This window comes from Quadrisphaera sp. GCM10027208 (assembly GCF_042658805.1).
Taxonomy (GTDB): Bacteria; Actinomycetota; Actinomycetes; order Actinomycetales; family SCSIO-59966; genus SCSIO-59966.
The window spans coordinates 129,294-155,532 of record NZ_JBHSRC010000005.1 but is presented as its reverse complement, the minus strand read 5'-3'; the positions used below and the strand labels follow the sequence as shown (position 1 = coordinate 155,532).

The following is a 26,239-nucleotide window of genomic DNA, read 5'->3' as shown; positions in this document are numbered from 1 at the left end:
CGTCAGTGCACCTCGGTGAGCGTGCCGTCGGTCACCGAGTAGACGAAGCCGCGCACCTGGTCCTTGTGCGGGATGAAGGGGTTGGCGGCGATCCGCCTGAGTGACTGCCGCACGTCCTCGGCGGGGTCCTTGAAGGCCTCGGCGGCCCAGGGCGGGCGGATGCCGGTGTCGGCCTCGACCTGCGCCTTGAAGCCGTCGTCCGTGAACGTCAGCATTCCGCAGTCGGTGTGATGGATGAGGATGATCTCGCGTGTCCCGAGGAGGCGTTGGCTGATCGCGAGGGACCGGATCACGTCCTCGGTGACAACCCCACCGGCGTTGCGGATCACGTGGGCGTCGCCCTCCACCAGTCCGAGCAGGCCGTACGGGTTGAGGCGGGCGTCCATGCAGGCGACGACGGCGACCTGCCGGCCTGGCGGCATGGGCAGATGACCCACGTCGAAGGAGGCGGCGTAGCTCTCGGCGTTCCGTAGCAGGTCATCGGTCGTGCTCATGGCGGTGCTCCTCACCGGGATCGCGCGGAAATCTTCGTGCCGCGGAGCGACAGCCCCACGGAGCCACGAGATTCGCAGAGGAGCCGGGCGTCGACAAGCGGTCGACAGGGGCTGGACCAGAGGGCCGAGAGCGGCGCAGACTGGTCGGGTCGGACGACCCGTCCCCAGGGGGTGCCTCGTGGCCCACATCCTCGATGTCCCGGACGCGCTCGGCGTCCCGGACGCGCTGCCCGTCCTGTCCCGCGGCAAGCACCGCAGACCGCGGCACGGCGGGTGCTTCATGGAGATCGCCTCCTTCCTGGCCGGGGAGCGGTGGAGCGACCACCCGGCCTGTACCCACCCGTTGCTCGCGGCGCTGGCCCGGCACGTCAACGACGTCACCGGGGACGACGCCCGCCCCCGTCTGGCGCCGCTGATCCCGTCGGTGATCGGCGTGGTCGGGGACGACCCGCGGCTGGACGTCGAGCTGGCCCGGCTGGCGGCCGTGCGGGCGCTGCCGGTGACCTCCGAGGAGCGTCAGCACGTGCTCGCCCTCGCGCTGCTCGCCACCGAGGCCGTCGACCGGTTGCTCGACGGCGGGCCGCCGGACGACGAGATCCGTTCCCCCGAGGTCCGGGCCGTGCTCCGGCTGGCGCCCGGGGCGGAGGCGTGGGCGCGGGACTTCCGGCGGCGGGTCGGCGGCCGGGTGCCGGTCTCGGTGCGGACGTTCCGCCGGTTCACCGCACCCAACACGGTCCGGCACGCGGTCGAGGGGATCGCGACGTCGTGCACCCAGGACCCGGAGCGGATGCTCTACGACCTGCTCGTGGACGCGATCGCGGTGAGCCGGGAGGTGCTCGGGCGCGGGACTGTGCAGGCGCCGTCGGCCGAGCAGTGGGACGCCGCCTGCCGGCTCGTCGGGACGGCGCCGGGGCCGCGCGGCTGACCCGCTCGTAGCGGCGGCTCAGCCGATCGGCCGGCGCAGGCCGCTGGCCCGTCGCACCGGCCGCTCGACGGCGGCGGTGACCGCAGCCGCGGTCCCGACGACCCGGACCCGTTCGCGGGCCCGGGTGACGGCCGTGTACAGGAGCTCACGGGTCAGCAGCGGTGAGGTCGCCAGCGGCAGCAGCAGCGACACGGCGCCGAACTGGCTGCCCTGCCCCCGGTGCACTGTCATCGCGTGCACGGTCTGCACGGCCGGCAGGCGGTGCGGGCGCACCAGCAGCGGGGCCTCGGGGGTGCCGAAGACGGCGACCACCCCGCCGGGCGCGGCGACGACGACACCCGTGTCGCCGTTGTACAGCCCGCTGTCGCGGTCGTTGGCGGTGACGAGCAGTGGCCGCCCGGGGTACCAGGGGCCGTGGGCCCCGCCCGGGTCGGGCCCGGTCTCCTCGGCGACCCAGGCCTCCACCTCGGCGGCCCAGTGCGCCACGCCGGCCGGGCCGCGGCGGTGAGCGAGCAGCAGCCGGTGCCGCTCCAGGGCGGCGAGCGCCGCGGGGACGTCTCCGCGGCGGGCGGCCTGGACCAGCTCGGTGCCCGCGGCCACCGCGTCGGCCCGCACGCCGGCGATGTCCGCGGCGGTGGGCCGCTCGCTGGTGACCTCGACGAAGGACACGGCGTCCCCGCCGGTGCGCAGCAGGTGGAGGACCTCCTCCGCGCGCCCGCGCCGGACGGCGCCGGCGAGCTCGGCGATGACGGAGCCGTGCCGGTGCACCCGTTCCAGCCGGACGACGCCGTTGCCGAGCGCGATCCGGTCCGCCGGGTGCTGGGGGACGTCGTCCGGGACGGCGGTGGCGAGCAGTGTGGGCAGGGTCCCGGCGACCGGGGGACGGGCCACGAGGTCGCCGAGGACGGCGCCGGCCTCGACCGAGGCGAGCTGGTCTGGGTCCCCGACGAGCACGACCCTCGCCTGAGGTCGCAGCGCCTCGAGCAGCCTGGCCATGAGCGGCAGGGACACCATCGACGTCTCGTCGACGACCACGACGTCGTGCGGCAGGTGGTAGCCGCGGTGGTGGACGAACCGGGTGCTGGTGCCGGGCCGCCAGCCGAGCAGGCGGTGCAGGGTGGACGCGGTGAGGCCGCCGAGCCGGTCGGCCGTCTGCCCGCCGACGACGCCGGTGCTGCGCAGGTCGGCCACCTCGGCCCGGACGGCCTCCTGCAGCCGGGCCGCGGCCTTGCCGGTCGGCGCGGCCAGGGCGATCCGCAGTCCCGGTCCGGCGACGTCGTCGAGGGCGGCCAGGAGCCGGGCGACGGTGGTGGTCTTGCCGGTGCCCGGTCCGCCGGTGAGCACGGTGAGCGGGCTCAGGACGGCGCAGGCGGTGGCGAGCCGTTGGCGGGCGTCCTGCGGCCGGGGGAAGACCCGCCGGGCGGCGTGCCCGGCGCGCAGCGGGTCGACCCCGGTCGGGCCGGTGCCCTGACCCGACCCGGCAGTGCCCTGGCCGGACCCGGCAGTGCCCTGGCCGGACCCGGCGGTGAGCCGGCCGTCCACGTGCCGGCGGACGAGCTGCTCGTCGCGCCAGTACCGGTCCAGGTACATCCGCCCGTCGACCCACCGGACCGGGCGCTCCGGTGACCCGCCGGGGCCGACCGCGACCAGCGGGCTGGCGGCGATGGCGGCACGCCACTGCTCCGGGTCGGGCCAGGGCAGCGCACCGAGCGGCTCGGCGTCCTCCGCCTCGGGGACGGCGAGCGCGTCGAGGTCGTCGAGGTCCAGGCACACGGACCCGGACCGCAGCGCCCGGACGGTGAGCGCGACGGCGAGCAGCACCCGTTCGTCGTCCTCGCCGGTGAGCCGGCCGAGCCGGCGAGCGACGTGGACGTCGGGGGCGGCGACGACGCCGGCCCGGTTGATCTCGGCGATCAGCGGCGGGGCGTGCACCGCAATGCGGGGGTCGCTGCCGGCGGCGGCGTCCAGCGGGCTCACCGGGTGCCGTCCAGGAGGGTGGACAAGCCGGTGACGACCGGGGTCGGGGGACGCCACGCCAGCACCCCGCAGGGGCTGCCGTCGACGACCGGGGTGGCCGGTCCGGCCATCCCGCGCACGAACAGGTACAGGCCGCCGCCGAGGTCGGAGTCGGGGTGGTAGCCGGGGACCCGCCAGCGCAGGTACCGGTGCAGGGCGACGGTGTAGAGCAGCAGCTGCAGCGGGTAGTGGGAGCGCATCATCGCCTCGGCCATCGCCGCCGGCCGGTAGTGCCCGAGGGTGAGCGGCTCGTCGGGGGCGGCGAGGTGGTTGGTCTTGTAATCCACGACGACGTACCGCCGGTTCTCGGGCGGCCCGACCCGCAGCACGACGTCGATGGAGCCGGTGAGGTAGCCGAGCAGCCGGGCGCTGCCGAGGCCGTCGTCGAGCATCCGGTCGGGGTAGGCGGCGAACAGGTCGTCGGCGGGCAGCTCGCGGCGCAGCAGGTCCGCGACGTCGGCCAGGGCCCCGGCCACCCGACCGGCCGTTGCGGCGTCCTCGCCGCCTAGCGGCAGAGCGGCGTCCCCGCCGCCCATCGGCAGAGCGGCGTCCCCGCCGCCCATCGGCAGAGCGGCGTCCCCGCCGCCCAGCGGCAGCTCGAACTCCAGCTCCGCCAGCCGGTCGCGAGCCGGGACGTCGGCCAGCGTCAGCCCGTCGAGGGTCGGGCCGAGCGGGGTGGCCAGGACCGGTTCGAGGGCGGCGGCCAGGACCTCGGGGGCGACGCCCACGGTCCGCGCCGACCCGGCCTCGGCGCAGCGGCGCGCCAGCTCGGCGGCCGGGTCGCCGGCGTCCGGGTCGACGTGCTCGAGCACTTCGTGGACGACGGTCCCGAACGCCGCTCCCCCGGGCAGGTCGGCCATCGGGGAGGGCTGCGCCAACGGGTCGTCCCCGGCGGGCTCGCCGGCTACCTCCCCGGTCGTCTCCCCGGTTCCCGTGGCAGTGGCCGCACCGCCCCGGACGGCGATGTCGGTCTCGTCCTGGACGCCGGTGGTCTCCGGCTCGCTGGTCACCCCGGGCGCGGTGGCGTGCGCGGCTGCGGTGAGGCCGGTGTACGACGTCCGGCGCCAGGTCTGGTCGAGGACCCGGCCGAGGCGGCCCACGGACAGCTCCGCGCCGGTGGGCTCGGCCGCCGGCCAGTGCAGCCGGGCGGGGGCGGCGTCGACCAGCTCGTGCACGACGGTCCCCTGCGAGCCCGCGGCGAGCCCCGCCAGCCGGGTGGCGACCGCGTCGTCGGCGAGGCGGGCGGCGGTGACCCGTTCGGGCGGCTGGGCACCGGGCGGGTGCCCGCCGAGCAGCAGCCGGGTCAGCGGCCCGCAGGCGGTGTTCCGCTGCGTCGGGCACCACCACAGGACGACCTGGGAGCGGGCCCGGGTCAGGGCGACGTAGAGCAGGCGCAGGTCCTCCCCGCGCTCCTCGGCCCGGTGGCGGGCGCCGGCCTCGTCGTGACCGGGGTCGGTGGAGCCGCCGACGGACAGCACCCGCTCGCCGCGTTCGTCGTGGTAGCGCAGCACCCCGGGCAGGCGGCCGTCGTTGCGGTCCCACCCGAACGGGACGTAGACAACGGGGAACTCCAGGCCCTTGGCCGAGTGCACGGTGACGACCTGGACGGCGGCGGCGTCGGTCTCCAGCCGCCGGCTGCGCTCCTCGGCGTAGTCGGCGTCGGCCTCCTGGGTGCGCCGGCGAAGCCACTCGGTGAGCGCGGAGGTCCCGAGCCCGTGCTCGAGGGCGGCGGCGTGCAGCACCTGCCCGATGTGGCGCAGGTCGGTGAGCACGCGCTCACCGGTGTCCGTGCGCAGCAGCCGCTCGGCCAGCCCGTCGGCGGCGGCCGCCTCGAGCAGGGCGGCGACCCCGCGGGTGGTGAGCAGCCGGCTCCAGCGGCGCAGGGTGTCGGCGAGGGCGTCGCGCTCGTCGTCCCCGGCGGTGGCCAGCCGGGCGGCGTCCCAGCCGAGGAAGGGCGTGAGGGCGGCCGCGGCGACGAGCCCGGAGCGCCCGGGCTGCTCGAGGGCGGCGAGCAGGGTGGTCCAGGCCCGGGCGGCCGGGGTGTCGAAGACGCTGGCCTGGCCGGACACGACGGCGGGGACGCCGCAGGCGACGAGCTCGTCGCGGACCTGGGCGGCCTCCTTGTTGGTCCGGGTGAGCACGGCGACGTCGGCGGGTCGCAGCGGGCGCCAGCCGTCGCCGTCCTGCACCCGGACGCCGCCCAGCTGGCGGACGACGTCGGCGGCGACATCGGCGACGACGAGGTCGCGGGCCGACTGGACCCTGGGGCCGGCGGACGGCGAGCGGGGCCCGAACGCGGCCCGGGTCACCTGCCGGACCCGCAGCGGGGCGCCGCCGTCGAGCCGGCGGCCGGCGTGCTGGGCCTGCACCGGGTGGACGACGATCGCGTCGTCACCGAGGGCGGCGCCACCCAGGACGGCGTCCAGGGCGCGGGCCAGGGGGGCGTCGCTGCGCCAGCTGCGCCCGAGGGTGGCGACGTGGTGGGCCCGGGTCCGGGCGGCCAGGTAGGCGTGCACGTCGCCGCCGCGGAAGGCGTAGACGGCCTGCTTGGGGTCGCCGATGAGGACGAGGGTGCGGTGCCCGTGGAACGCGCGCTCGAGCACGGTCCACTGCACGGGGTCGGTGTCCTGGAACTCGTCGACCATCACCACCCGGTAGCGCGAGCGGACGCGTTCGGCGACGACGGGTCCGTGCTCGGGGTGCACGAGGGCGTCGCGCAGCAGGGTGAGCTGGTCGTCGTAGTCGAGCAGCCGACGGGCCCGTTTGCGGCGGGCGACCTCGGCGACGACGTCCCGGGCCAGGGCGTACCGGTGACCGGCCTGCGTGGCCGGGTCGGCGTCGGCGGGCTCGAGCCGCGCCTGCCGGTCCCAGGCCGCGGCGCGGGCGACCGCGCGGGCCTCCGAGACGCTGAGGACCGGGTCGGGGTCGTCGGCGTACCGCTGCAGGTACAGGTCGTCGACGACCTCGTCGACGACGTCGGCGATGTCCGGCAGGAGCACCGCGTCACGGTCCATGTCCCCGGCGACCCCGAGGGAGAGCAGCATCTGGTGGCAGAAGCCGTGGGTGGTGGTGATGGTGGCGGCGTCGACGTCGGCGAGGGCCCGGGTGAGGCGGCTGCGGCGGCGGTCGAGCTCGTCGTCGTCGACGTCGGCGAGCAACCGGATCAGCGGGTCGTCCGCGGTGCGCGCGTCCACGGCTCGCAGGGCCCGTTCGGCGCTGACGAGCCGCTCCCGGACCCGGTCACGCAGCTCGCTGGTGGCGGCGCGACCGAAGGTGACGAGGAGCAGGTCGGCGAGGTCGGCGTGCCCCTCGGCGACGTAGCGGGTGGCGAGGGCGGCGATGGTGAAGGTCTTGCCGGTGCCGGCGCTGGCCTCGAGCACGGTGGTGCCGGCGGGCAGCGGTCCGCAGACGTCGAAGACGTCCGGCGGGGCGAGCAGGGAGGTCATGACGTCTCGGTCTCCTCGTGCGCCAGCAGCGGGTGCCACACCCGCCGGGCCAGGACGCCGAACCGGGTGGTCTCCTGCGGCCACCAGGCCTGCTCGGTGGGGTCGGGGACGCCGGCCAGGGCACTCAGCGGCACGTCGTCGCCCCAGCACAACCGGTGGTGCTCGTCGGCCCGCTCGAACCCGTCATGCCAGGTGCGGGCGGCGGCCTCCAGGGCGACCGGCTCGGTGTCGCCGCCGAGCCGGGCCCGGGCGTAGGAGGCGGCGGTGTCCACGGGCAGCGGCAGCGGCTGGCGGGCGGCCCGGGGGCGCAGCCGGACGAGCTCGTCGAGCCGCCGGGTCGCGGTGGCCTGGTCCAGTGGTGGCAGCAGCGCCGCGGTGGCCGTGGGCCGCCCGGTCGGGCCGCGTCCCACGGTGACAGCCCGCCACCCGCCGTCCGGGCGGGCGGCGCTGAGCGCGAGCAGCTGGACCCAGGCCCGCAGCCGGTGCTTGGCGCCGAGCCTGGAGTACACGGCGCGTACGACGGTGCGTTCGTGCACGCCGGTGACGCTGCCGGTGAGCCGGGTGCCGTCGGGCAGGTCGACGGCGACGTCGACGACCTCGCCGCCACCCGGGTCGCCGCCCGTGTGCCGGCGGGTGAGGGCCAGGACCGGGGCGAGCTCGTCGAGGACCGTGTTGAGCACTGCCCGGCCCAGCGCCCGGGGCGGTACCTCCCCGCGGCGCCACTCCGCGGCCGCGGCCCGGTCGCGGGGCACGCCGGCGAGCGCAGCCTGGAGGAGCCGGTTGCCGACCGCCCACTTCTGCAGGGGGTCGACGGTGAGCGGCAGCCGGTCCTCGACGTCCGGCTCGTCCCCGGCCAGGGAGATCCCCAGCCGGTGACGCAGGAACCACTTGGCCGGGTGCTCGAGGAGGGCGACGAGGTCGTCGAGGTCGACCTCGGCGGGCGAGGGCTCGGCGGGCAGCGGCCCGGGCAGGAAGGGCGGTGTCGGGGTGCGTCCGGCGCGGGCGGCGAGCGCGGCGCGGTGGGCGTGGACGTCGAAGCTGAACGGGCCCGGCCGGCGCAGGGCGCCGGGTGTGAAGGCCCGGTCGTCGACCGGCTGCAAGGGGTGCCGGACGACGACGTGGTCGCGGACGGGCCGGCCGTCACCGGCGGCGGCGGTCACGTCGAGGGCGTCGAGGAGCTCCCCGACCGGGACGGCGGGCGCCCGGACGGCTCCGGTGCGCTCGTCCGCGCCGGCGTACAGGACGACGAGGCGCTCCCCGGCGGCGGCCACCGCGTCGAGGAACAGCTGACGATCCTCGCTGCGCTGGTCCCGCTCGCCCAGGCACGGGTCGCGCAGCAGGATGTCGTCCCCGTCGGTACCGGTGCCGCGGGGGAACGCCCCGTCGTCCATGCCGAGCAGGCACACGACCCGGTGCGGGACGGCGCGCATGGGCTCCAGCGAGCACACCGTCAGGGCGCCGGTGCGAAACCCGGCGCGGGTGGGCCGGCCCTCGAGCCGGCCGGCGAGCAGGGCCCGGACGTCGGGCAGCCGCAGCGGCACCCCGTCGTGGGCCTGCCCGGCGCGTCGCACGTCGGCGAGCACGCGGCGCGCCTGCACGGCCTGCCAGGACTGGTCCGGCGGGACGTCGGTGAGCAGGTCCAGGGCCCGGTCGAGGTCGTCGAGCCAGTGGGCCAGCGGCCGGGTGCCGTCGAGGGCGGCGAGCACGGTGCCCAACCGGTCGACGAGCTCGGCGAGGCGTCCGGCGAGGTCGACGTCGGTGCTGTCGACGTCGTCCAGCGGCAGCGCGGACCCGACGTAGCGGTGGTCCTCCTCGGCCATGGCGACACCGAGCAGCAGCCGGTCCAGGCCGGCGTCCCAGGTGCCCTGGCGCAGGACGCCGAGTCCGTACCGGGCGCGGCGCCGAGTGTCCTCCCCCCACCGGGTCCCGGTCGCGACCACCCAGCCGCGGACGCGGTCGAGGTCGTCGTCGCCGAGGGCGAACCGGCGCCGGACCGGTTCGCGGGCGGCGAGGTCGAGGACCTCCGAGGCGGTGACGCGCCCGTCGGCGAGACGCAGCAGGTCCTCCAGCACCCCGAGGACGGGGTTGGTGCGCCGCGGTGACCGGTCGGCCAGGCGCACCCGCAGCGTCTGGCCGGGGTGGACGACGTCCGGGCCGTCGTCGTCCCCGGCCAGGCCGAACGTCGCCGTGACGAGCGGGGCGTAGGCCTCGACGTCCGGGCACATGACGAGGACGTCGCGCGGTTCCAGGGTGGGGTCGTCGGCGAGCAGGCCGACCAGTGCCTCGCGGAGCACCTCGACCTGGCGGGCCCGGCCGTGGCAGGCGTGGACCTCGACGCTGCGGTCCTGCGGGTCGAACGGCACCGGCGGGGAGGAGGCGTCGTCGTCCCGCAGCCGCTGCTGCAGGGCGCCGAGCAGGGTGGCCGGGGGCGCCGGCGCCGGGTGGTGCTCGTCTGTGTGCGGGACGGCCAGCGCGCCGAGCCGCACCTGCAGCTCGACGGTGTCGCGGGCCATCGGCGCGAGCAGCGGGTGGGCGGCCGGCGGCGGAAGCGCCCGGCGTCGCGGGCCCGGCGCCGGCGCGGCGGCCACCTTGTCCCACAGCCGGGGGGACGGGTGCGGCAGCCACAGGTGGACGTCGCGGTGCTCGGCCAGGGCGGCGAGGACGGCGAGGTGCTCGGCGGGCAGCCGGGTGGGCCCGAACACGCTGAGCCGGGCCGGCAGGTCCACCCGGTCGGGCTGGTCGCGCAGCAGAGCGACGGCGTCCTCGAGCCGCTCGGCGGGACTGGGGACGCCGACCTCGCGGCGCACCCGCCGCCAGAGCTCGGGCTGCCACCGCAGGTCCGCCGGGACGGTGCCGCCGGCGCCGTCCCCGTCCCCGCCGTCGAGCCACTCGAGCACGAGCCCGGGTCGCTGCCGGTGGTAGGAGGCGAACAGGCCGGCCAGGTGCCGGGCGACGGCGAGACGGCGGCCGCGGCGCGGGCCGGCCGGGTCGTCGCGGTCATCGGACTCAGCCGCGTCGACAGCGTCGGCAGGGTCGGCGAGGTCGGCGGCATCAGCGGGGTCGGGGTCGACCGCGACGTCCAGCCCGAGGTGCCGGGTGAGCACCTCGCACCACGGCTCGCCCGCGGAGTGGTCGATCACCCGTAGCAGCGGCCAGAGGAGCCGGTCGGGGTGCCACGGGTCGTCGTCCGGGTCGACGTCGAGCACCCCGGCCAGCACGGAGCCGACGAGCCGGGACGGGGAGGCGAAGTCGACGTTGGCGCACACCCCGGTCTCGCCGTCCGGGCCGGCGCCGAGGTGGTGGGACAGCCGCTGGGCCAGCCACCGCTCGACGCCCCGGGTGGGGACGGCCACGACGTCCGGGGTGAACGGGTCCTGCGGGGGCACGGCGAGCACCGCGGCGAGCGGCGCGACCAGCGCGTCCGCGCGCTGCGAGCGGTGCGTCCTCAGCACGTCGTCCCCTCCCCGTGACCTGTGGCCGGCTGGCCCCCGGCCGGTGCACCGGGCCGTGACGGCCACGGCTGGTGCGTCGCCAGCGACCCTAGAGGAGCCCACCGACAACGCCTGGACGCCGCCACGCGAGGCCGGTCAGTTCCGCAGTGATCGGCGGTGCAGCAGCCGGTAGCCGACGAGCAGGACGCCGTTGCTGAGCAGCAACCACAGCGCCAGCAGCACGAGGGTCGCCAGCGAGCTCGCCCCGTAGCGCTCGGTGACGTCGGCGAACACCCGCAGGTACACCAGGTAGCCACCGGTGACGACGGCGATGAGGCCGGTCGTCGCCAGCGCCGCCACTGCGACGTCCCGCCAGCGGGTGCCTTCCAGACGGAAGACGCCGAAGAGTCCGGCGACGACGAGGGCCAGGACGGCGAACGCGCCGACGGCGAGCAGCGCCGTCAGCAGCCACCCGGTGCCGAGTACACGGGGCGCCAGGTACAGCACGACGATGGTCGACAGGACGACGAGGGGCAGCACCGCGACGACGCCGAGTGCGGCGAGCCGGCGGCGCCAGCCGCGCAGCCGGCGCTCGGAGTCCGGCGCGACCTCGGTGAAGGCACGGGCCAGCGCCGAGCCGTAGGCCGTAGCGGGCCACAGGGCCGCGAGCACCGACACCCAGCCGGCCGTGGTGGCGACGTCGATGAGCCCCTGCAGGACGGTCCCGACCGGCAGCTCCTGAGGTGCCCGCTGGTCGAGGGTCGTCCCGAGCTGCTGGAGCTCGTCGTCCGAGACGAACGACCCGGCCACCCAGAAGGCGATGAGGACGGTCGGCGGCAGTGAGATCAGGGCGTAGAACGCCAGGCCGGCGCTCGTCGTCGTCAGCTCCGGACTCACCAGCCAGCGCGCCAGCCGCCGGATCGGCGCGGGCACGTGCGACGTCCACTCGTGCACCCAGCGGCGCAGCCGACCGCTGACCCGGCGCTCGACGGCTGCGCTCTGCCCGGTCATGCGGCTCAGGCAACCACGGCGGCGACGGTGGTGCCGCTCGGGCGCAGCCACTCCCGCCCGGCGCTGCTGCGTTGTTCAGCGAGCGGGGCCGGCCAGGTGCTCGGTGAAGAACGCGTCGATGCGGCGCCACGCGTCGGCCGCCGCCGCCGGGTCGGGTCCGGCCCCGAGCACCCGCTTGAGCAGCGGCCGCAGCAGCCAGGGGACGTCCTCATCGCTGTCGTTGAGGAACGAGTGACCGGCTGTCGGGTACTGCTTGACGTCGTGCGGGACGCCCGCTGCCGACAGGGCCGCCTCGAGTCTGGCCGGAGCCTTGCGCAGCGTGAGGTCCCGCCCGCCGTAGCTGGCAACGATCGGACAGGCTCCGGCGAGAGCCTCGTCCAGGTGGCGAGGCAGCTGACCGTAGTTGACCGATGCCACGTCGAAGCCCTTGCCGTCGGCGGCCATCAGCGCGAACCCGCCGCCCATGCAGAACCCGAGGACACCGATCCGACCCGTGCAGTCGCTGCGGGCGAGCAGCGCCTGACGGGCCACCTCGACGTCGACGAACGCGCGACCCTCGCCTCGGAGGATGTCAGCGAAGGTGGACCGCAGGCACTTGCGCGGACCTCCCTCGACGAACAGGTCGGGCATCAGGACGAGGAACCCGGCGTCGGCCATGCGCTGCACCTGCCGCCGCATGGTTGGGGTGAGTCCGAACGCCTCGTGCACCATGACGACGCCCGGCCACGGGCCCGGGCCCTCGGGCACCCCGAGCACCCCGCGCAGGTGCGGGCTGGCCCCCGGCGCGTCCGACGGCAGCTCGATGTCAAGAAGGGTGGAGCTGCTGGGCATGAAGGCCTCCGGCTCGAAGAGGTGACGAACAGCTGCGCACAGAACAGCTGGACACAGGATGCTGGTTCTGGCCGCCACAGAATGCTGGATTTTGCCGCCGCTACGCGGCGTGTCGCGGCAACAACCCAGCATTCTGGGAGAGGGGATTCTGGGAGAGGCGGGAGGGGTTCACCACAGGTGGTCGAGGAGGGTGTCGAGCACGGCCTCCTCGTGCACAGCTCGCCCGGTGCGACGCATTGCCTCACCGAGGGCGGGGTCCCACTCGGGGGCCACGGGTGCCCCCAGCAGCGCGGGCCCGTCGGCACGGACGGCGACCTGGTAGTCCTCGGCGGACATCCGCCACGGCCGGCAGCCGGCCGTGGCGACGAGCCGGTTCGCGATCGCGACCCCGGGCCAGTCGAAGTCGCCGTGGTAGTCCAGGTGGGCGCCGCCGGCCCGCAGCTGCCGCAGCACGTCGGAGGTGACCAGTCCAGGCATCCCGGACGTGCACACCACCGGCACCGCACCCCCGCGCCGCTCGGCGACAGCCTCCAGCACGCGGGGGTTCTCGCAGACCAGGACCCGGGTGCCCGCTGGCACGGCAACGTCCGCCCGGGCCAGGTCCCACGCGGTGAGGTGCACGGGGTCACCGTCGTCCGCGGCCAGAGCCAGCCGGTGCGCGAGCGCGGAGCGGGCTGCGGGCCGCAGGCCGAGGGCAAGGCAGGTCCCGGACACGGCGTCGGGGCGCACCCCGTGCCGCTCCCACAGGGCGCGGCGGGCGGCGGCGGTACGCGGCGCCTCCTCCCCCACGGCGGCGGCGAGCGCCCGCAGCACCAGGGCGCCCAGCACCGTGCCGTCGTCCAGGGCGTGGGCGTCCCCGGCGACCCGAGCGGCCAGCACGTTGCGGCCGGTGGGCACGGAGTCCCCGTCCCCTAGCAGACCGGCGGCCACGGCCGCCGCCTGGACGAGCGCCCGACCGGCGTCCTGGGGGTCCGTGACCCGGGCCAGCAGGCCGGAGCGACGGACGCCGGCCAGCCACGGCTCCACCCACGGCTGGGCCGCGACCGCGGGGTGGTCGGCGAGCCAGGACCGCAGCGCCGCGTACGGGGCCTGCCGGGCCGCGGCGGCGGCAGACCGTTCCGCCACGCGGTCACGCAGCGGGCCCCCGACCGCCTCCACCAGGGCCACCACGCCGGCGGTGCCGGCCCGCTCGCGCGCCACCGCGTCCAGCAGCTCCAGGTCGATGCGCACCCGGTCGCGCAGCACCGGCCGGCCGAGCAGGCCGGAGACGGCGTGGCGGACCGACCGGTCCGGGCAGTCCACCGTGATCGTGCCAACCGGTTCGAGCCCGTTGCGCTCCAGCCGCCTGCGGGCGGCCCTCCACACCGGCGACAGCGCCGGGTCGAGCGCCCACGGGGCGGGCATCAGGCGCCGACCGCCTGGAGCCGGGCGCCGTCCCAGGTGTACCGGTACTGGGCGATCCCCCGCTGCCCCGGGTCGCGCAGCGCCTCGTAGATCGCCAGGGACGGCACGGTCGCGTGGTCGCCCCAGAGCCGTTCGCTGGTGACGATGAAGTCGAGGTCGAGGTCGACGAGCAGGCCGAACAGCAGCGGGTGGGTCCGGACGTCGATCTTGGGGAAGGCGTCGTCGAGCAGGATGAACCGCGGAGCGTGCGGTGCGGCGCCGGCCAGGGAGGTGAAGTGCGCGGCGGCGGCCGCGAACAGGGGCAGGTAGCACACCACCTTCTGCTCCCCCTGGGACAGCGGGGAGCGCCGGTGCAGGTCCAGCCAGGTACCCGGCGCCTCGGGGCGGGTGTAGCGGATCCGGAAGGCGAACCACTGCCGGTAGTCCAGCGCCCGGCTCAGGTGCTCGGTGTAGCTCTCCTCGGGCGCCTCCACCCGGGAGGCCTCGATGAGCCGGTGCAGCGCGTCCCGCAGCTCGGTCCGCTCGCTGGGCAGCAGCGCGCCGACGTCGCGCCCGAGCAGGTCGACCGCGCGCCGGGCGTCCTCGGGGACGTCCTCGCGCATCTGCCAGCGCAACCGGACCGCGATGCCCTGGGACGTCGTCACCTGGCCCAGCAGCCGGTTCATCCCCTCGACGAGATCGGCGGCCTCGAGCCGGCGCCGGCGCAGCACCGCGCCGAGCTCGCCGATGAGGTGCTCCTCGAACAGGGTGCGCTCCCGTTCGGTGAGCAGCTCCCGGTCGCGGCGGATGGCGGCCTCCAGCCGGGTGGCCAGCTCGGTCACCGGGTGCTCCCCGCCGTCGTCGCGGCCGAGCGCGGCGAGCAGGTCGCCGAAGGGCAGCACCCGCGGCTCGTGGTCGGCGGCGTCGCTGCTCGTCGCCTGCTGCAACGCGGCGTACAGGGCGGCAGCGTCGACCGGACGCGACGGCTCCGGCAGGGCGGCGAACCGGCGGGCCAGGTCCAGGACCGGCCGCGGCACGGGCGCCCCGGCCTGCAGCCCCGCGGCCAGGCTGAGTGCGGCGCCGTCCGGGGAGCCGCCGTCCGGGGAGCCGCCGTCCGGGGAGTCACCGTCCGGGGAGTGACCGTCCCGGGCGACGTCGACGGCACCGACGAGTCCCGGGACGTCGCCGAGCTCCGCGAGGCGACGGCCGGCGGCGACGACGAGCGGCTCGGCCTCCTCCCGCCGCTGGGCGGCGGCCTGCAGGGCGGTCCGCGCGGCGCCGAGCTGTTCACGCAGCCGGCCGGCGTCCTGGCGCAGCACCCGCAGCTCGCCGCGTGCGCTCTCGGTCTCGGCGCGGGCGGCGGCGAGCCGGCGTTCCAGCTCGGCGATGCCGGCCCCCACGGCGTCGGCGAGCGTGCGGTGCTGCTCGTCCGCCGACTGGGCCGCCATCCTTGCCTGCGCCGCCTGCTCGGCCAGGTTGTCGGCGTGCTCGGCGTCCCCGCGCCACAGCTCCCAGTCATCGCCCCACCGCTTCAGTCGCCGCTGCAAGTCGGGGACGGCGTCGACGAGCCGGTTCACCCGGGTCCGCAGGGTGACGAGCAGGTCGCGGCGCTCGGCGAGCGCCTGCCCGGAGGTGGGCAGCCGGTGCCGGTCGGCGAGGCTGACCAGGGCGGCCCGGCGCTCGGCGGCCACCGTCCGTGCCGCGACCGCAGCCCGCTCGGCGGTGTCGGCCTCCTCCTCGGCGCGGCGGGCGGCCTCGGTGCGCTCCTCCAGCCGCGTCCACGCGGTGAGCAGCGGTTGACCGGAGGGCAGGTCGGCGAGCCAGCTCTCGATGTCGCGGCGGCGGGCCCTGGCGGTCTCCCGCTGGCGGCGGGCGTCGTCCCGGCGGCCGGTGGCGGCGAGGATCCGGGCGGTGACGTCGGCGAGGCGGCGCTCGCGCTCCGCGGCCCGGGCGGTGGCCCCGAGGTACTGGGCCGCGGGCTTGGCGGCCCGGCCGATCAACGGGCCCAGCCGCCACGACCCGTCGAGGGCGACGGTCGCGGTCCCCGGGGACACGGCGGCGTCCGTGTCGCCCACGGCGACCCGGCGCAGGACGCCGGTGACCAGGTCCGCGGTGACCGGGGACCCGGCGGGTACGTCGACGACGAGGACGTCGGCCAGGGTGCGGCCGGCGGCGGGCTCGCCGCTGGGCAGGACGACGTCACGGCGGTCGGGGTCGAGCAGCGCACCGTCGGCCCGCACCCAGGCGTCGAGCAGCCCGGAGGACTCCAGGGCTGCCTCCAGGGCGGCGCGCCGATCGTCGTCCAGGTCTGCGACGACGTCGACGAGCCGCCACAGCGGGGCGCCGTCAGCGTCGTCCCGGGGAGTGCGGCCGAGCGGCGGGGCGGGCGGCGCCGGGTCACGCTCGGCCTCGACCGCCTGGCGTTCGGCGGCCAGCTCGGCGAGCAGCTGGTCCTCCGCCCGTTCGGCGGCGGCCGCAGCCGCCTCGGTCTCCCGCAGCTGGCCGGTCTGCGGCTCAGCGACGGCCCGGACGGCGGCGGGCAGCCCCGCGATGGTGGTCGCCGTGAGCTCGGGCAGCTCGACCGGGACGCCGCGCGCGTCAGCGCGCCAGGTGGCCAGCTCGGTGAGCAGCCGCTCCTCGGCGTCGGCGGCCAGCCGGGCGGCGTCCTGGCGTCGTCCGCGTTCCGCCTCGGCGCGCCGCTCGGTCTCCGCGGCCCGCCGCTCGGCCGCCTCCCGCTCGGCGTCCGCCCGCTCGGCGGTCTTGCGGGCGTCGTCGACGACGGCGACCGCGGCGAGCAGCTCCCCGAGCGGACCGAGCACCGAGCGCACCGCGGTGGCGTGCTCGGTGAGCCGGTCGACCAAGGCGTCGGCGGTGCCACGGTCGGTCAACGGGCCCTCGCGCAGGCCGGCCGGCAGGGCGGGGACCTGCGCCAGCCCGGCGTCCGACGCCGCGCCGAGCACCTCGAGACCGGCAGCGGCCACCGACGCCGTCTCCTCAAGCAGGCCGCGGGCGTCGGCGGCGACCCGCTCACCGACCTGCTGGGCCCGCCCCCGGGCGTGCTCGGCGGTCCGCTGGGCCGTGTCGGCGACGTCGGCGGCCTCTCGGGCCCGGGCGGCGAGGTCCAGCACCCGTTGGTGGCTGCGGGCCTCTGGGCTGGACTCCAGCTCGGCGGTGCGCGCCTGCGCCCGCTGCAGCCGCTGCTCGGTGTCCGCGAGCCGGAAATCCACCTCGTCGTTCTCGCGCTGGCGGTCCTGCGCGTCCTGGGCCGCCCTGGCCTCGGCGTCCCGGCGCCGGCCCAGCTCGCGGTGTGCCTCGACGAAGGCGGCGCCGCGCTCCCGGGCCCGGGCGGTGGCGTAGCCGCGGTAGATGGCGGCCATCGCGGCCACGGCCTCGGCTGCCCGGCCGCGGCGCTCGATCTGCTCGCCGAACGCGGCGAGCTCGTCGAAGGTGTCCCCGGCGGACCGCACCGCGTCGTCGTCGAGCTGGGGCAGGGCCTGGGCGAGCTGGTCGGCCAGCCGCGCGGGTTCGATGTCCTCGCCGATCTGCGGCTGGCGCAGCCAGTACAGCAGCCGGAGCAGCTCGTCGTAGCGGGCGGCGTCGAGGCCGAACAGGACCCGCCCGACGTGTGCCTTGTAGGCGCGGGCCTGGTCGAAGAAGGAGCCGTCGGCGGACACCTCGGCCCGCAGCCGGTCTCGGGTCAGCGGGCCGGCGTCGTCCTCGAGGAACAGGTCGACGCCCACCGACCGCGGGCAGGTGAAGTACCAGGACGTCGCGGTCCTGGCGGTGGAGGAGGCCCGGACGCCGACCCCGCAGGTGAGCACCTCGCGCTCGCCGTCCGGCGTGGTCCGGGCGAACTCCACCCACAGGTAGCCGGTGCGGTTGCCGTCGTGACCGTCGGTCATCAGCCACAGCAGGCTGGTGTGGTGCCGGCCCGAGGCGGTGATCCGCATCTTGTCGCCGTCGATCGCGAACGGCAGCAGCATCTCCAGGGTCTTGGACTTGCCGGCGCCGTTCGCGCCGCGCAGCAGCATCCGGCCGTCGGCCAGCTCGAAGACCTGGTCGTCGTACTGCCACACGTTGAGCACGCCGGCGCGGGACAGCCGGTACCGGCCGGCCGACGCCGTCACGTGATCGGTCGTCTGATCGTTCGTCGCGGGCCCGGCGGTCACCTGCTCGGCGGTCAGCTGCTCGGTGACGGTGCGCGCACTCACTGGCCCTCCTCGTCGTCGAACAGGGACGCCTCGCCGGAGGGCGCCGCCGCGGCCAGTGTCGGGCGGGCTGCGTACCGGGCGGCGGCCGCGTGCAGCCACCACCCGCCGCCGGGGTCGAGGCGGACCAGGCCGGCGTCGGTGAGGACGTCGGTGGCCTCCGCCCGGGCCGCCTGCGGGTTGTCGCGGTGCTCCCGGCGCAGCCCCGCGCCCCACTCGGCCAGCACGTCCTCGGCCGCCCGGGCCACGACGTCCGGGGCGAGCCACCACCACACCCGGTCCGCGGTGTCCGCGCTCCGGGCCGCCGGGCGGGCCACCTCCACCAGCCGTTCCAGCCACAGCAGGGCGAGGTGCCGTGCGGACCCGGTGCCGGGGAACGGGGTGTCGGTCAGCTCGTCGAGCGGGTCGACGGCCAGGGCGCCCTCGGCGCGCAGCTCGAGGTCGAGCCCGAACCGGTCGGTGAACCAGTCCCGCTCCCGGTTGCGGTTGCGCCGCCACCACTCGGCCTGGTCCTCGGTGAGGTCGGTGACGGACAGCACCGGGGTCTCCACGAGCCGGCGGCGGACGGCGACCCGGGCGCCCCCGGACGCCGAGGGCAGGGCCGCGACGTCCAGCAGCTCGCGGGGGCCGGTGGCCGAGGCCAGCGGGGCGGCGACGAGCAGGCCGAGCCGGTCGCGGCGGACGTCGAGCAGGGACAGGGTGCGCTGCTCGGCCCAGTGCTCGAGGTCACCGTCCCGCTCGGTGAGCACGCCGAGGTCGACGAGGGCCAGCAGGGCGCCGTGCAGGGCGCGGCGGTCGGCGATCGCGTCGAGGTCCACGTCGAGGCCGGCGTCCCCGGCCGCGGAGCGGACCTCGGCGACGAGCTCGTCGACGAGCAGCTGGGTCTTGCACCGGGTGAGCGCGGCGAGGGTGAGGCAGAGCAGGGCGTAGCCGCGGGGCCCGAACGGCCGGCCGGACCGGCGCCGCAGGGGCCGTGAGGCGTCGTCGCCGAGACCGGCCTTGAACAGCCGGGCCGCGCCCGGTTCGACGACGAGGCGGTACCCGAGGCCGTCGGCGAAGGTCCTCGTCAGCTCGTCGCGGTGCCGCCGGACCAGGCGCAGCAGGGCGGCGGAGTCGTCGTCCTCGTCGGTGACCAGGGGCGTGCGCAGCAGGCCACGGGCGGCGCGTCGACGCTCCTGGGCGGCCTGCAGGTCCCCCGCGGGCGCGGGACGGTCGACCCGGGGCTGGGTCACTGGTCCCCCATCCATGTCGCGGCGCTCACGCGCTGACCTCCTGCCGCCCGGTGCGGACATCTGTCGCGGTGGTGAGGCTAAGGGTCAGGTCCGACAGCACGAGCCGCCCTTCCGGGCTGGCGATGGTCGTGCTGCGCCCGGGGGTGCGGCGGACCGTCAGGCGGAAGGCGGCCTGGCTGCCGGTGGACGCGGTGGCGTCGGCGCGGGCCTCCCCGCCGGCGCCGAGTGCCGGGCCGCTGCCGGTGAGCGCCCGGGCCAGCACCTCCAGCAGGGCCGCGCGGGCGTCGTCGGAGATCCGCAGCACCTCCGGCTCGCCGCTGTGCCGGGCCACCTCGGCCAGGGCGGCGGCCCGCCGACGCTCGGCGGCCTGCCGCTCGGCGAGCCGGGCACGCTTGGCGTCGGTGAAGTCCTCGCGGCGTCCGGAGCGGCCGGTGACCTTGCGCTCACCGCGTTGCCGCAGCGTCACCGGGACCTCGGCGACCGGGGTGCGCCACCAGGAGGCGGTGGCCGGGACCGGGTCCGCGTCGTCGTCCGCCGGGAAGGCCAGGTGGCGGCAGGAGTACAGGCCGAACGCAGCCGCCCACAGAGCGTGCGCCGTGGCGTCGTCCGCCTCGTCGAACCACCCGGCGAGCCGCAGCAGGTCGGCGTACCGGCTGCGCTCCCGGTCGCTGCTGGCGGCGATCCGGCGCAGGTTCACCAGCAGTGCCCGCATGGCCTCGGTGGCGAGCCGGCGGACCCCGTCGGCGTCGGCGTCCCGGCCGGGGGTGCCGACGAACCAGCTGTGCAGACCGTCCCAGTCGCGGGGGTCCAGGCCGCGGGCGCGGCGGGCCTGCCGGCCGTCCAGGGACATCAGCCGGCTGCCGGCGTTGGCGCGGGCGGTCAAGGCGGGCACGAGGGGACGCAGCGCGGTCAGCTCCTCGGCGATCTGCGGCATCCGGCGGGCGACCTCCTCGACGAACCGCTGCAGGTAGTCCAGCAGTGCCGTCTTGAACGCCTGGTACTCGTCCCGGTCCAGGTCGTAGCGGACGAGCACCTGGGACAGGTAGGTGTAGAACTCGCGGGTCGACTCCACCAGCCGCTCGAACTGGGCGAACACCGTGCCGATCCGGCGGGCGACGTCGTCCGGGTCGGCGGCGGCCAGTGCAGGCGCGTCGTCGCGGCGCAGCCGGCGCAGGCCGTCGAGGATCCCGCCGAGCATCTCAGTGGACACCTCGTGGGCGGTGTCGGTGTGCTGCAGCAGCTCCTCCACCTGTCGCTGGACGAGCTCGCCGCGCTGGGTGAGCTGGTAGCGGGCCCGGTTCGCCAGGTAGTCGCGCAGGCTGCGGGCCTCGGTCTCCCGGGGGCTACGGGCCAGGTTGCCGTGCTCGACGAGGTAGGACAGGCGCGCGTCGACGGTGTCGACGTCCAGCTCCAGACCCTGCTCGGCGAGCCGCTGGGCCACCTCCGCCGCCGACTGGTCCGACAGCAGCCCGGCGATCGCGCCGGTGAACGTCCGCATGATCGCCAGGTAGGACGCCGCCTCCTCGTTGACGGCGTAGCGCAGCGCCTCCAGCCGGACCCGGTCGTCCTGGCCGAGTCGCTCCGGCGGCAGCTGCTGGCTCACGATCGGCCACGATAACCACGCCCACCGACAGGACTAGCGTTCCGGCACGAGCGACCACATGGAGGACGGGGTGCGCGCCGGCCAGGGCGACGTCTGCCCGCTGGCCTTCGTCAGCCGGCCAACCTCTGGAAGGCCCGCGCCCAGCACTACCCTGAGGACCCCGCCCTCATCGGGGCTGGAACGGCTCGGTGCGGCGCCGCCGCAGCGAGGCACCCTGCCAGAAGAGCAGCGCGGCGATGACCAGAACGAGCCAGGTGACTCCGCCGTACCTCGGTGAGACGAGAAGACCGAGAACGGCGCAGAGGGCCGCGGCCACGAACGTGATGATCTCGGACGCGCCGGGACGGGTGTCCTGGGTCATGACGGTTCCTCTCCTCGAGCCCGGTCAAGTCAACTGGTAGGTGCGGAATCGGGAGCGACGGGCGCCGCCGCACGGCATGTCGCGCCGGCAACCGAGCATACGGCGAGGGGCGAGGGGATGGCCGGCAAGGGGTAGCCACCGACAGTAGTGGTGCAGATCACCGGCACCGCTCCCCTGCGGCGCTCGGCCACGGTCACCACGCCCACCGACAGGACTAGCGTTCCGGCATGAACGACAGCATCGAAGACGCCCTCGCCTTCATCTCCCGGCACCACCACGCCGTCATGGCGACCACTCGCGCGGACGGCCGGCCGGCGATGTCCCCGGTGCTGGCCGTCGCGGACGACGAGGGGCGGGTCCTTGTCAGCTCCCGGGAGACGGCGATGAAGGTCCGTCACGTCCGCCGGGACCCGTACGCGTCGCTGTGCGTGTTCACCGACAAGTTCTTCGGGTCCTGGGTGCAGGTCGAGGGCGAGGTGGAGGTGCTTTCGCTGCCCGAGGCGATGGAACCGCTCGTCGACTACTACCGGCTCGCCGTCGGGGAGCATCCGGACTGGGACGACTACCGCGCCGCGATGACCAGGGAGCAGCGGGTGCTGCTGCGGATGACGGTGACCAGGTCGGGGCCGACGCAGCAGGGCTGAGCCGGTGTCCTCACGGCTGGCCCACGACGCCGGGCGGCGCGGCGGGCGCGCTCGGCGCGCTCGCACGGAGCAGGCCACCGGTGAGGTTGTTCAGCCACAGCAGGGACATGACGATCACGCCCACGGCGACAGCGGCCTTGAGTCCGCGGCCGCCCTCGGACGACGGCACCCCTCTGCCGACGGACGCGCGACGACCTGACGGGTTTCGCGGCGGGGTGCGTGACGGGTTACGTGGCCGACCGGTGGGCCGGGCCAGGACGGTCGGGGCCCGCTGGGCCAGCGCGGCCGTGGTGGCCAGCTCGGGGCTGTGCGGACCGCCGAGGTCACGGCGCAGGGAGGCGTGCAGGGCGGCGACCTCCTCTGGGCGCAGCACCGGCGGCAGGGAGCGCAGCCACGGCGCGAGGCCGGTCAGTCCGACGAGGACGGCGCCGGGAGGCAGTGTCTGCGGGCCGATCGGCTGCTGGACCAGGCACACCACGGCACGCACGGCGGACCGGTGCTGCGGCGCGAGCAGGGCGGTGACGGCTCCGGCGGCCGCGCAGACGGCGACCGGGACCTGGTCGCGGCGGTAGCCGTTCTGGCGCAGGACGCCGTCGTGGACCGTCACCGTGCCGGACCAGTTCTTCGCGTCGATGACGACGACGCCGCCGGGTCCGATCGCGACGTGGTCGAGGTTGGCCTTGGGCCGCCCGGGCCAGTGGACGTCGTGCAGGACGCGCCAACCGTTCTCGCCAAGACTCTCCAGCACGCCGCCGACCGCCCGCTCGCCCGCGGCGCCGGCCTCCCAGGCCTCCTTCTCGCGCTTTGCCCTAGCCTCGCGCGCCGCGGCGCGGCGGGCCATGTCCTCTGCCCCACCGCCCGCAGCTCCTGTCACGGACACGTGGCACCCCCCGTCGTTGCCGCCTGCACCGGCGTCCTGGCCGGTCCTGGGACGGCTTCGGCCAGACCTCCCTCTCTCGACCGAACCTGTGACGGGCTTGAGCGCTGGTACGCCGTCCGGGTGAGCCCCCGGACGGACCCGGGACTCGCTATGGTGCCGCTCAGCGGCCCGACGGGCTTCCCGTGTCACGGGACATGCCCCCACCCGCACGAGTCAGTTCGTGCTGCCTGGGGGACCATCCGTGACGCTGCTCCGCCGCTCCGCGGCCGCGCTGCACGCCGAGCTGTCCGCCGGCGACTCCGTGGTCGAGCACATGATGCGCCAGATGATCCACCGCATGGGGCACCGGCCGGCCGAGGCGGAAGTCCACTCCTGGCGACGCAGCCTTCCCGTGCTCATGACCGACCTGGTGGAGGCCGGGCTCGGGAACGTCGAGGTGCTCGTCGAGCACCACCTGCCGCTGACGAGTCAGCGGGCGGACGTCGTCCTGGCCGGCGCACACCCCCGGACGGGCGACCCCTCCTACGTCGTCGTCGAGCTCAAGCAGTGGAGCGCGGCCCGCAGCTGGGAGGACGACCCGAACCTCGTGGACGTGCCGGGCATGCCCGGCGGCCCGAAGCTGCACCCGGTCAAGCAGGTTCGCGGCTACTGCGAGTACCTCATGGACTTCACCCGGAGCGTGCAGGACCTGCCCGACGCGCTGGCCGGCGTCGCCTACCTGCACAACGCGGTCGAGCGGGAGCGCGTCGGGGACCTCCTCGCCTATCCGATGGACCTCACCGGGCGGCTGTTCACGGCCGCGGACCGCGGGGCGCTGCGGGAGTTCCTGCGCCAGCGGCTCTCACCGGACGTGGCCGGTGCCCCGTTCGCGGACGCGCTGCTGCACTCGAAGGTGGCGCCGTCCGTGCAGCTGCTGAAGGTCGCCGCGGACGAGGTGCGCGACCGGGAACGGTTCCGACTGGTAGGCGACCAGCAGCTCGCCGTCGACATGGTCCTGCACGAGGTGGAGCGGTCGCGGCGGGCGGACAGCAAGCGGGTCCTCGTCGTCACGGGCGGGCCGGGCAGCGGCAAGAGCGTCATCGCCCTGTCCCTGCTGGGCGAGCTCGCCCGCCAGGGGCGCTCCGTCGTCCACGCGACGGGCTCCCGCTCCTTCACCCAGACCCTGCGACAGGTCGCGGGGCACCGGGCTCCGCGGGTGCGCAGCCTGTTCAAGTACTTCAACCAGTTCATGACGGCGGAGCGCAACGGCCTCGACGTCCTCATCCTCGACGAGGCGCACCGGATCCGCCGGACGTCCGTGGACCGGTACACCCGGGCCGAGCTGCGCAGCGACCGTCCGCAGCTCGACGAGCTGATCGCCGCGGCACGGGTGCCGGTGTTCCTGCTCGACGAGGAGCAGACCGTGCGCCCCGGGGAGATGGGGTCCGTCGAGGAGATCGCGGCCCACTGCGCCCGGCTCGGTCTCGACCACTGCGTCGTCGAGCTGGGCAGCCAGTTCCGCTGCGGTGGTAGCGAGGAGTACGTCCAGTGGGTGCACCGGCTGCTCGGTCTGGCGGACGGCGGGCCGGCGCCGTGGCCGGGGGACCCCACGATGCAGTTGCGGGTCGCGGAGAGCCCAGAAGAGCTTGAGGTCTTCCTCGAGCAGCAGCGGGAGCAGGGCTACTCCGCACGGATCACTGCCGGCTACTGCTGGCCGTGGAGCGATCCCCGCCCGGACGGCACGCTGGTGGCGGACGTGAGGATCGGGGCCTGGAGCAGGCCCTGGAACGTCAAGGGCGACCGCCGGGTGGGTGGCGCGCCGCCGGCTGCCCTGTGGGCGACGGACGACGCGGGCTTCGGCCAGGTCGGGTGCGTGTACACGGCCCAGGGCTTCGAGTACGACTGGAACGGCGTCATCCTGGGGCCCGACCTGGTCTGGCGCGACGGCCGCCTGGTCAGCGTGCGAGCAGCGAACAAGGACCCAGACTTCCGCAACACCAAGACGGTGAGCGACGCGGACTTCGACCGCCTCGTGCGCAACGTCTACAAGGTGCTGCTGACCCGCGGCATGGTCGGGACCGTTGTGTACTCGACCGATCCGGCGACGCAGGAGGCGCTGAGGCGGCTGGTCGACGGCCCAACGCCGACGGGTCCCGTCGACGGGTCCCTCAGGCCCCGGGTGAGCTGAGGCCCGGGCGGTCGACCCGACTGTGTGCTCGGTGCTTCACCGCTCGCGCACCCGCTTGCCGGACCGCTGACGCAGCCGTTCACAGCACGCCGGCTGCGAGCATGGTGGGCATGGCACCGGTGACGCTGCGATCCGCGACGGGTCGGTGGGTGGTCTTCACCGCCACCCTGGGCTCGGCGATCGCCCTGCTCGACGGGACGATCGTCAACGTCGCCCTCCGGCCGATCGGGCTCGACCTGGGCGCCACCCTCCCGGAGCTGCAGTGGGTGGTCAACGCCTACATGCTCGCCCTGGCCTCACTCATCCTGCTGGGTGGGTCCCTCGGTGACCGCCTCGGCCGGCGCCGCGTGTTCCTCGTAGGCGTGGCCTGGTTCGCCGTCGCCTCTCTCGCCTGCGGCGTCGCGCAGAGCACCCAGGAGCTCATCCTGGCCCGCGGGTTCCAGGGCATCGGTGGCGCCCTGCTCACGCCGGGGAGCCTGGCGCTCATCCAGTCCACCATCGCCGAGGAGGACCGGCCGCGCGCCATCGGGGTGTGGTCGGCGTGGTCCGGCGTCGCGGGCGTCGTCGGACCGCTGCTCGGTGGCGGGCTCATCGAAGTCCTCTCGTGGCGGTGGATCTTCCTCGTCAACCTGCCGGTAGCCGCAGTCGTCATCGCGGTGGGCCTGCTGCGCGTACCGGAGTCCGGCGGGGTGCCGCGGTCCGCACGCGGCGGCTTCGACGTCGGCGGCGCCGCGTTAGGGGTGCTCGGGCTCGGCGGTGTCACCTTCGCCCTCATCCAGGGCGGGTGGCTGGCCGCCGCGATCGGCGCTGCGGGGCTGGCGGCATTCCTGCTCGTCGAGGCTCGAGGGGACCATCCGATGCTGCCGCTGCGAGTCTTCGCCGACCGGACGTTCTCGGCCGTGAACACGATGACCTTCGTGGTCTACGGCGCCCTCGGCGCGCTGATGTTCTTCCTGGTCCTGCAGCTGCAGGTGGTCGCCGGGTACAGCCCGCTGGAGGCAGGGGCAGCCACCATCCCGTTCACTGTGCTCATGCTGCTGTTCTCCCCACGGGTGGGGACACTGATGAACCGCACCGGGCCGCGCCTGCTCATGACCGCCGGTCCGGCGGTCGCCGCGCTCGGCGTCCTGCTCCTTGTCCGGGTGCCAGCGGACGCCTCGTACCTCACCGAGGTGCTGCCCGGGGTGTTCCTGTTCGGCGCGGGGCTCACGCTCATGGTCACGCCCCTGACCGCGACGGTTCTCGCCGCGGTCCCGGCTACGCAGGTAGGCCTGGCCAGTGGGGTGAACAACGCCATCGCACGAGCCGCGAGCCTGCTCGCCGTTGCCGCCGCGCCCGCGGCCGTGGGACTGGCCGGGGACGACTACGAGGCCCCGGAGGTGTTCAGTGCCGGGTACACGCAGGCCATGTGGTGGTGTGCCGGCCTGCTGCTCACCGGAGCGGTGATCGCCGCGCTCTTCGTGCCCGGGCGCGGGGAACGAACCGGCGCCGCCCCCCGATCAGAGCCGGGGACGTTCACCGTGTGACGCCCGGGCAGTCCTGGGACGCAGCCGGTCGGCGACGCCCGAGGCCCCGGCTTGCCCGCTGCCCTGTGGATGACGCCAGCG

16 protein-coding genes are annotated in these 26,239 nt (G+C 75.9%); 4 read left to right on the top strand and 12 right to left on the bottom strand.

The window, feature by feature from the left end:
- Nucleotides 1-2: 2 nt before the first annotated feature.
- Entirely contained in the window at nucleotides 3-494 is a 492-nt protein-coding gene (locus tag ACFP6A_RS09995; protein WP_379603368.1) for a beta-class carbonic anhydrase, read from the bottom strand.
- A gap of 178 nt (nucleotides 495-672) precedes the next feature.
- On the opposite strand from ACFP6A_RS09995, the gene ACFP6A_RS09990 reads away from it, so the two are divergent.
- The gene (locus ACFP6A_RS09990; RefSeq protein WP_379603367.1) at nucleotides 673-1,419 is read left to right on the top strand and encodes a hypothetical protein; all 747 of its coding nucleotides are present in this window, start codon (nucleotides 673-675) and stop codon (nucleotides 1,417-1,419) included.
- Between the two features lie 18 nt (nucleotides 1,420-1,437).
- Here ACFP6A_RS09990 and recD read toward each other — a convergent pair whose 3' ends face one another.
- The 10 genes from recD to ACFP6A_RS09940 all read right to left on the bottom strand — a co-directional run bounded on the left by recD (nucleotide 1,438) and on the right by ACFP6A_RS09940 (nucleotide 20,941).
- The gene (recD, locus tag ACFP6A_RS09985) at nucleotides 1,438-3,396 is read right to left on the bottom strand and encodes an exodeoxyribonuclease V subunit alpha (RefSeq protein WP_379603366.1); all 1,959 of its coding nucleotides are present in this window, start codon (nucleotides 3,394-3,396) and stop codon (nucleotides 1,438-1,440) included.
- Nucleotides 3,393-6,881: a UvrD-helicase domain-containing protein gene (locus ACFP6A_RS09980; RefSeq protein ID WP_379603365.1), complete on the bottom strand. Its 3,489-nt coding sequence runs from the start codon at nucleotides 6,879-6,881 to the stop codon at nucleotides 3,393-3,395. The genes recD and ACFP6A_RS09980 overlap by 4 nt, the downstream gene beginning before the upstream one ends.
- The gene (gene recC / locus ACFP6A_RS09975) at nucleotides 6,878-10,333 is read right to left on the bottom strand and encodes an exodeoxyribonuclease V subunit gamma (protein ID WP_379603364.1); all 3,456 of its coding nucleotides are present in this window, start codon (nucleotides 10,331-10,333) and stop codon (nucleotides 6,878-6,880) included. Before recC ends, ACFP6A_RS09980 begins: the two co-directional genes overlap by 4 nt.
- Before the next feature lie 135 nt (nucleotides 10,334-10,468).
- On the bottom strand, nucleotides 10,469-11,323 hold the full coding sequence (locus tag ACFP6A_RS09970) for a YhjD/YihY/BrkB family envelope integrity protein (protein ID WP_379603363.1): 855 nt from the start codon (nucleotides 11,321-11,323) through the stop codon (nucleotides 10,469-10,471).
- 75 nt (nucleotides 11,324-11,398) lie between these two features.
- On the bottom strand, nucleotides 11,399-12,154 hold the full coding sequence (locus ACFP6A_RS09965) for a dienelactone hydrolase family protein (protein ID WP_379603362.1): 756 nt from the start codon (nucleotides 12,152-12,154) through the stop codon (nucleotides 11,399-11,401).
- Between the two features lie 168 nt (nucleotides 12,155-12,322).
- A complete protein-coding gene (locus tag ACFP6A_RS09960; protein WP_379603361.1) occupies nucleotides 12,323-13,558 on the bottom strand; it encodes a TIGR02679 family protein in 1,236 nt (411 codons plus the stop codon).
- The gene (locus ACFP6A_RS09955; RefSeq protein WP_379603360.1) at nucleotides 13,558-17,748 is read right to left on the bottom strand and encodes a TIGR02680 family protein; all 4,191 of its coding nucleotides are present in this window, start codon (nucleotides 17,746-17,748) and stop codon (nucleotides 13,558-13,560) included. The genes ACFP6A_RS09960 and ACFP6A_RS09955 overlap by 1 nt, the downstream gene beginning before the upstream one ends.
- Nucleotides 17,745-18,977: a TIGR02678 family protein gene (locus tag ACFP6A_RS09950; protein WP_379603359.1), complete on the bottom strand. Its 1,233-nt coding sequence runs from the start codon at nucleotides 18,975-18,977 to the stop codon at nucleotides 17,745-17,747. Before ACFP6A_RS09950 ends, ACFP6A_RS09955 begins: the two co-directional genes overlap by 4 nt.
- Before the next feature lie 25 nt (nucleotides 18,978-19,002).
- Nucleotides 19,003-20,580, bottom strand: coding sequence for a TIGR02677 family protein (locus ACFP6A_RS09945; protein ID WP_379603358.1), 1,578 nt, complete (start codon nucleotides 20,578-20,580; stop codon nucleotides 19,003-19,005).
- Nucleotides 20,581-20,746: 166 nt separating this feature from the next.
- Entirely contained in the window at nucleotides 20,747-20,941 is a 195-nt protein-coding gene (locus ACFP6A_RS09940) for a hypothetical protein (protein WP_379603357.1), read from the bottom strand.
- A gap of 227 nt (nucleotides 20,942-21,168) precedes the next feature.
- Here ACFP6A_RS09940 and ACFP6A_RS09935 point away from each other — a divergent pair, with 227 nt between their 5' ends.
- On the top strand, nucleotides 21,169-21,585 hold the full coding sequence (locus ACFP6A_RS09935; protein WP_379603356.1) for a PPOX class F420-dependent oxidoreductase: 417 nt from the start codon (nucleotides 21,169-21,171) through the stop codon (nucleotides 21,583-21,585).
- A 10-nt stretch (nucleotides 21,586-21,595) separates the two neighbouring features.
- Here ACFP6A_RS09935 and ACFP6A_RS09930 read toward each other — a convergent pair whose 3' ends face one another.
- Nucleotides 21,596-22,426: a nuclease-related domain-containing protein gene (locus ACFP6A_RS09930; RefSeq protein ID WP_379603355.1), complete on the bottom strand. Its 831-nt coding sequence runs from the start codon at nucleotides 22,424-22,426 to the stop codon at nucleotides 21,596-21,598.
- 280 nt (nucleotides 22,427-22,706) lie between these two features.
- Between ACFP6A_RS09930 and ACFP6A_RS09925 the strand changes: the two genes are divergently transcribed.
- Together ACFP6A_RS09925 and ACFP6A_RS09920 are read left to right on the top strand one after the other, a co-directional pair.
- Complete coding sequence (locus ACFP6A_RS09925) at nucleotides 22,707-24,632, top strand: DNA/RNA helicase domain-containing protein (protein ID WP_379603354.1); 1,926 nt, start codon at nucleotides 22,707-22,709, stop codon at nucleotides 24,630-24,632.
- A 110-nt stretch (nucleotides 24,633-24,742) separates the two neighbouring features.
- Nucleotides 24,743-26,158: an MFS transporter gene (locus ACFP6A_RS09920; RefSeq protein WP_379603353.1), complete on the top strand. Its 1,416-nt coding sequence runs from the start codon at nucleotides 24,743-24,745 to the stop codon at nucleotides 26,156-26,158.
- Nucleotides 26,159-26,239 lie beyond the last annotated feature (81 nt).